Genomic DNA, 6,446 nt, shown 5'->3' with positions numbered 1-6,446 from the left:
ATTTTGTCCAACTATAGCTTGTATCCTACTAAAGTGGGTGGATATTTTATGCCCTAAATTTATTTAGGACGCTATTGTTTTTAGATTTAAAAAATTGCTTAAATCTTGAAAGTTATTTATTTGTAAGTAATTTGATATTTTATCTGCTAGTTGAATATGATTTCCAAAATAATCCTGAAATAAAGCATAAAGTGAATTAAATTCTTCTTTGTTTTCGGAAGTAATATCAATCATTTGACAAATTAGGTTTGAAATTTCCCCAACTCGACTTATTTGCTGAATATCTTCATTTTTAAAACGAATATTGAAATGATTTTCAAATTCCATGATTAATTCAACAGTATCTAATCCCATATTTTCTAACTTTCTGGTGCTAAATATATAAAAGGTGAAAGAGGAATGTTTCTCAAAATAGAATAAACCAAAAGGAAGATTAAGAAATTTCTAGCAAAACTTTCGGGAAGATGTAATTTGCCTGACATTGGTTTGCCTAAAAAAATATTTTCAATAATCGCATAATACAATTGTACACAAATGTAAAGTGCAAAAGGCAAAATAAGATTGTATCGTAACGATTGTAAAAAATGTCCGTGAACAAGTAAGGAAAAAGCACGTTGACCGCCACAGCCAGGACACCATAAACCTGTTATTTCATGAAACATACATTTGATAGAAAACGGACTTTGGTTGCTGTAATAACTATAAAAATAGACAATTACCAAAATGGGTAAAAGTGTTGATAGTCCATAAACCAAAATCCGTTTTATCATATGATTAATTTCCGTTAGAGCTTTCTAAAATACTTTTATATTGCTCCATATAAGCATCCATACCTCCTGTAATTAACATCACAACATTTATAATAACACCAATTACACCTAAGCCAATTGCAACGTAAGCTAATATTTTAGAATTTTTAGCAGCTTGTTCAGCTCCTGTATAATCACCAATATTGTGTTTTGTATTCACTTGATTTGCAAAAACAATCGCGATAATACCCACAATAGTACCGATACAACAAGGAGAACAAAGCCCTAAAATAGTTCCGATGATTGCTAAAACAAGGTTGTTTTCTGGTTTTGGTTTAATTTCTTCAAAAGAAGATTGTTGTGGTTGATTAAAATCTTGATTAGATTGGCTAGAATAATCCATAATAATGTTTTTTTAGTTTCGAATAAAAATAGAAAAAATGTTTAAATAAATTTAATAAAATATTTAATATTCTATTGAAATAACATTCGATATAAATCTTCTACTTTTGATATTCTGACGATTCTAATTCCAAAATCAGTATCTTTTATTTTATTGTATTTTGAAACAAAAATTGCATCAAAACCTAATTTTTCAGCTTCGGTAATACGTTGTTCAACACGATTTACAGCTCTTATTTCTCCACTTAAACCAACTTCTCCTGCAAAACAACAATTGTCTGGAACAGCAGAATCTTCGCTTGATGAAAGAATTGCTGCAATAACAGCCAAATCAATCGCAGGATCATCCACACGAATTCCGCCTGTAATATTCAAGAAAACATCTTTCATATTCAATCGGAAACCAGCGCGTTTTTCTAAAACAGCCAGCAACATATTCAATCGCTTGGCATCAAAACCAGTCGCAGTACGTTGTGGAGTTCCATAAACAGCAGTAGAAACTAAAGCTTGAATTTCAATCAACATCGGGCGAACACCTTCCAAAGTTGCTGCAATTGCATTTCCGCTTAGTAATTCATCTTTTTTGGTAATTAATACTTCTGACGGATTTGTGACTTCACGCAAACCAGCTCCTTGCATTTCATAAATTCCGATTTCTGCAGTCGAGCCAAAACGGTTTTTGTTTGCACGTAAAATTCGATAAATATGGTTGCGATCGCCTTCAAATTGCAACACAACATCTACCATATGTTCCAAAATTTTTGGTCCAGCAATTACACCTTCTTTCGTAATATGACCAATTAAAATAATCGGTGTGTTGGTTTCTTTTGCGTATTGAATCAGCTCAAAAGTTGTTTCTCGAATTTGCGAAATACTTCCTGGAGATGATTCTACATAAGTGGTTTGAAGCGTTTGTACAGAATCGACAACAATCAGTTGAGGTTGAATTTCTTTGGCATGCGCAAATATTTTTTGTGTATTAGTTTCGGGTAAAATAAAACATTGATCCGATTCAATTCCGATTCGTTCGGCACGAAGTTTTACTTGCGAAACAGATTCTTCTCCAGATACATATAAGATTTTAATCGTATCTAACTTTAAGGCAACTTGCAACATCAATGTCGATTTTCCAACACCAGGTTCTCCACCAACCAAAATCACTGATCCAGGAACAATTCCACCACCTAAAACCCTGTCTAATTCTTGGTTTTTCGTTGAAATTCTTATTTCTCCTAATGGATTTATTTCGCGAATATTCAGGGCAAACGTTTTCTCTTTTTTGTCCGATTTATCTTTCCACGATTTTTTTTCGTCGCCTTTGTCTACAATTTCTTCAACAATGGTATTCCATTCGCCACAACTTTTGCATTGTCCCATCCATTGCGCGGTTTGCGTGCCACAGTTTTGGCAGAAATATGTAGTTTTTGTTTTAGCCATAGCTTCAAATTTAGACAAAAATAATGTTTTATCGCGACAAGATATGGAGTTATAAGTGTGAAAAATTTTAATACAATAATCAAAAAACGTTAACAATAATTTACTTTTTTAACAAATTATCAACTTTAGATAAAGTTGAGTTAAATATTGATTTTCAATTATTTTCTCGATTATTTTTAATCATATTTTAAAATGCCAATGAAAAGAACTTTATTTCTTAGCTTTTTTTATATTTTTTGTATTTCTGTCAATGCACAATCGACTTTAATTTCGGGGAAAATTATGGTAGATAATGCGGATGAAATCGTTAATCTTGATGATTTTGTAATCGAAAATTTAACGTCAAATGCACGAACAAAATCAAATGAAAAAGGTCTTTTTTCGATTCGAGTTCAGCCAAACGATGTTTTACTTTTCAAACAAATTGGAATTGAAGAACGTCAGCTTAAGATTTCTGAATCAATGATTAGAAAGGGTTTTATAGACGTTCATCTAAATGTTGAAGTGATAGAATTATCCGAAACGAAAATAAAACCGCTTAAAAAGAATTGGAAAGAAAATATTAGCAAAGAAGAAACGCAAAGCGAAAAAATCAATAAAAGTTTAGGTATTAATGAAGAGTTTAAAAATGATATGGTGAAAGCCTATTTTGCTTCGGAATATCTTCGAAAATTAAGAGTTCCCATTCGTTATGAAAATGTGATGGGTTTGATAGAGCAATATTCGGACAAAGAAGTGCAGACGTATAAACATTTTCTGAAAAAGAAAAACCTTGATAAATATGATAAAATCATTCAACTCAAAGATTATTTTACCGAATATTATTTTGCACATGATTTGAAAATTCCGAAAGGAAATATTCTTGATTTTATTCATTATTGCTTTGTTCAGTTTAAGTTAGAACCACTTTTAAAAGCAAATAATTATGATAAAATCACTTTAATTTTCGAAGAACAAGCACCAAATTATCTTTCTACTATCAACCAAAAAACAATCGAACATGAGTAAATTTTTATTCTTTTTATTAATCATTTCATCAAGTTATCTTCAAGCACAAAGCACTTTAATCACAGGAAAAATTATTGTGGATGATGCAGAAGAAGTTATTAATTTGGAAGGAACTTCGATTGAAAATTTAACGACTAAAGTTAGAACCAAAGCAAATAATGTTGGTTTATTTTCGATAAATGTGAATTTGAATGATGAATTGTTAATCAAACATACGGGAATCGAAGAAAGAAAATTGAAAGTTTCGGAAACTATGATTACGAAAGGTTTTGTGGAGATTCATGTTAATATTGAACTGATTGAATTGAAAGAAGCGAATATCTCGAAATTGAATATAGATAAACTTAACAAATTGGGAAAAAATAAATCTGCTTCCAAAGAAATTGTTGATGCGACTGGTGTTAATGATAAGGAATTTCAAAAAACTGTTGTTGAGAGACATAATTGGGCGGCATTTCATCGAAAAGATAATCCATATGCAGGTAATTTATTGGAAATCGTGAAATTATTTAAAACACCAAATGGAAAAGGAATTTTAGATAAAAGAAGGATTTCTACTTATGAGAAAATTATTGATTTGAAAAGTGTTATAGGTGAAACTTTTTTCATCAAAGAGTTGAAACTTTCGAGAAGTCAAATTATGGATTTTATTGGAACATGTTATTATTCAAATAATTTTGACAAGTTAATTCGTAAGAAAAATTTCAATAGAATAAAGCAAATTTTAAAAGAACAAGCACCAAATTATCTTTCTACTATCAACCAAAAAACAATCGAATATGAATAAATTTTTATTCTTTTTATTAATCATTTCATCAAGTTATCTTCAAGCACAAAGCACTTTAATTACAGGAAAAATTATTGTGGATGATGCAGAAGAAGTTATTGATTTGGAAGGAACTTCGATTGAAAATTTAACGACTAAAGTTAGAACCAAAGCAAATAATGTTGGCTTATTTTCGATAAATGTGAATTTGAATGATGAATTGTTAATAAAATATACAGGAATTGAAGAAAGAAGATTGAAAGTTTCGGAAACTATGATTACGAAAGGTTTTGTGACGATTCATGTAAATATTGAAGTGATAGAATTGAAAGAAGCAAATATCTCGAAATTAGATAAAAATTCGCTCAAAAATTTGGGAAAAGAGAAATCATTTCAAGAAAAATTGAATGATGAAGCGGGTTTTACTTCTCTAGAATTTAAAGCGGAACTGAATCTTAAACATGATGAAGAAAGAGTCAATAGAACGATTAAACAGGTTGGAGGAGTTAATTTACTTGGATTGTTAAATGTGTTCAAAAACCCAAAAAAGCGAGTGAAAAATCCAGGTCCAATAAAAGTTGTGAAAGAAGATCAATTATCGGCGTTGCATAAATTTTTTACGACATATTATTTTGTGAATGATTTGAAAATTCCAGAAGGAAAAATAAACGAGTTTTTAGATTATTGTTATTCAAATTTTGATTTTCCGAAATTGTTGCGAGATAATAATTTTGATGAAATTCTTTTTATAATTGAAGAACAAGCGCCGATTTATTTAGCAAAAATGAAGAAAAATGAGTAGAATAAATTACATTATATTATTGAATTTGTTGAGCGTTTTTACATTTGCACAAACAACTTTGATTACTGGAAAAGTGGTAATTGATGATGGTGTTGTTGGACAAGATGCTGTGGATCATATTTTGATTGTGAACGAAATGACTAATGCTAGAGTGTTGACAAACGAAAATGGAATGTTTTCGATCAAAGCATCTGTGGGAGATGAATTGGTGATTACACATGATTTTTATATCGAACGAAAAATCAAAATTACTTCGGATATTTTAGCAAAAGGAATGCTGACGATTCATTTGAATATTGAAACGATTGAACTTGCTGAAGCGCGAATTAATACGTTGGACAGAAATTTTAAGAATAACATCAAGTTAGAACACGGAAAAGTAGATGAATTATATGATAATTTGAACTTGGGTTTTGATCCTAATTTGCGTTTCAGAAAAATTGATCCTTATGCTTCTTCGATGTTGAATAATAATGGATTATTGGATCCTTCTAATTGGATAGCTATGATTTCAGGACAAAAGAAAGAAGCTAAAAAAGTAGATAAATATTTCAAAAAGGTAGATAAAATCAAGGATTTAGAGAATTATTTCACCTCAAATTATTTCATCGAAACATTAAATATTCCAGAAAATAAAGTTAGTGAATATATGCGTTATTGCTATGCGAATTTTGAATTAGAAAAACTCGTAAAAGAAAATAAATACGATAAAATCACAGAAATTTTAGAGGAACAAGCACCTAAATATTTGGAAATGATAAAGAAATAAAATGTATATTTAATAAAACTTATTCGTTATGGAATTACTTTTTGTGCTGTTAGTCAATATTATTTTCTTTGTAGTGATGAAAATATTTTATAAAATAAATCCTTGGGAAATCAATAAAATGGTAAAACTTTGGAATAGAAAGTTTGGATTATAATTTTTCAAAATAAACTTGAATTTCATTTATTTTCAAACTAAAAACTTGAGATTGATGATTATATTTTTGAATTAATTTTAATGTAATTTCTTTTGATTCTAATTGAAAATGAATATTTTGTAAATAATAGAAAGAAATCAATAACTCCAATTCTTCAACAGAAAAGTCTTTATCTATGAAATTAGGATTTGAAAGAAGATTAATCTGATGTTCTTTCTCAAAATACGCAGATATTTTAGTTAAATCGAATTGAATTTCTTCTTCGGAAATACTTTTAGGATTATGTAAATAACGTTCTATACTTTCTAATAAAGCATTTACAAAACGTGAAAAATAATCTCTTTCGTCTAACATTTTTA

The 6,446-nt window shown here is 29.3% G+C and carries 10 protein-coding genes; 5 read left to right on the top strand and 5 right to left on the bottom strand.

Features of this window, described 5'->3' with window-relative positions; all coding sequences use genetic code 11:
• Positions 1-63: 63 nt before the first annotated feature.
• The 4 genes from HXZ69_RS11175 to radA form a co-directional block, all read right to left on the bottom strand.
• Positions 64-354, bottom strand: coding sequence for an acyl carrier protein (locus tag HXZ69_RS11175; RefSeq protein ID WP_286496010.1), 291 nt, complete (start codon positions 352-354; stop codon positions 64-66).
• A 5-nt stretch (positions 355-359) separates the two neighbouring features.
• A complete protein-coding gene (locus tag HXZ69_RS11170) occupies positions 360-770 on the bottom strand; it encodes a DUF2752 domain-containing protein (RefSeq protein WP_125349134.1) in 411 nt (136 codons plus the stop codon).
• 4 nt (positions 771-774) lie between these two features.
• Positions 775-1,152: a CD225/dispanin family protein gene (locus HXZ69_RS11165; protein ID WP_286496008.1), complete on the bottom strand. Its 378-nt coding sequence runs from the start codon at positions 1,150-1,152 to the stop codon at positions 775-777.
• 71 nt (positions 1,153-1,223) lie between these two features.
• Positions 1,224-2,588: a DNA repair protein RadA gene (radA, locus tag HXZ69_RS11160; RefSeq protein WP_125349136.1), complete on the bottom strand. Its 1,365-nt coding sequence runs from the start codon at positions 2,586-2,588 to the stop codon at positions 1,224-1,226.
• Positions 2,589-2,786: 198 nt separating this feature from the next.
• Here radA and HXZ69_RS11155 point away from each other — a divergent pair, with 198 nt between their 5' ends.
• Genes HXZ69_RS11155 through HXZ69_RS11135 form a run of 5 tightly spaced genes read left to right on the top strand, consistent with a single transcriptional unit; the run spans position 2,787 to position 6,087 of the window.
• Positions 2,787-3,596: a hypothetical protein gene (locus HXZ69_RS11155; RefSeq protein WP_286496007.1), complete on the top strand. Its 810-nt coding sequence runs from the start codon at positions 2,787-2,789 to the stop codon at positions 3,594-3,596.
• On the top strand, positions 3,589-4,383 hold the full coding sequence (locus HXZ69_RS11150; RefSeq protein ID WP_286496006.1) for a hypothetical protein: 795 nt from the start codon (positions 3,589-3,591) through the stop codon (positions 4,381-4,383). The genes HXZ69_RS11155 and HXZ69_RS11150 overlap by 8 nt, the downstream gene beginning before the upstream one ends.
• Entirely contained in the window at positions 4,376-5,164 is a 789-nt protein-coding gene (locus tag HXZ69_RS11145) for a hypothetical protein (RefSeq protein ID WP_286496005.1), read from the top strand. Before HXZ69_RS11150 ends, HXZ69_RS11145 begins: the two co-directional genes overlap by 8 nt.
• A complete protein-coding gene (locus tag HXZ69_RS11140) occupies positions 5,157-5,933 on the top strand; it encodes a hypothetical protein (RefSeq protein WP_286496004.1) in 777 nt (258 codons plus the stop codon). Before HXZ69_RS11145 ends, HXZ69_RS11140 begins: the two co-directional genes overlap by 8 nt.
• Positions 5,934-5,961: 28 nt before the next feature.
• Positions 5,962-6,087, top strand: a complete 126-nt coding sequence (locus tag HXZ69_RS11135; protein WP_286496002.1) for a hypothetical protein — start codon at positions 5,962-5,964, stop codon at positions 6,085-6,087.
• Here the strand turns inward: HXZ69_RS11135 and HXZ69_RS11130 are convergent.
• The gene (locus tag HXZ69_RS11130) at positions 6,082-6,441 is read right to left on the bottom strand and encodes a hypothetical protein (protein ID WP_286496000.1); all 360 of its coding nucleotides are present in this window, start codon (positions 6,439-6,441) and stop codon (positions 6,082-6,084) included. The genes HXZ69_RS11135 and HXZ69_RS11130 overlap by 6 nt on opposite strands.
• Positions 6,442-6,446 lie beyond the last annotated feature (5 nt).

Origin of the sequence: Empedobacter sp. R132-2 (genome assembly GCF_030324375.1) — a bacterium.
GTDB classification, from domain to species: Bacteria; Bacteroidota; Bacteroidia; order Flavobacteriales; family Weeksellaceae; genus Empedobacter; species Empedobacter falsenii_B.
Note: the sequence above shows the minus strand (reverse complement) of the source record. Positions and strands in the feature narration are given on the sequence as shown.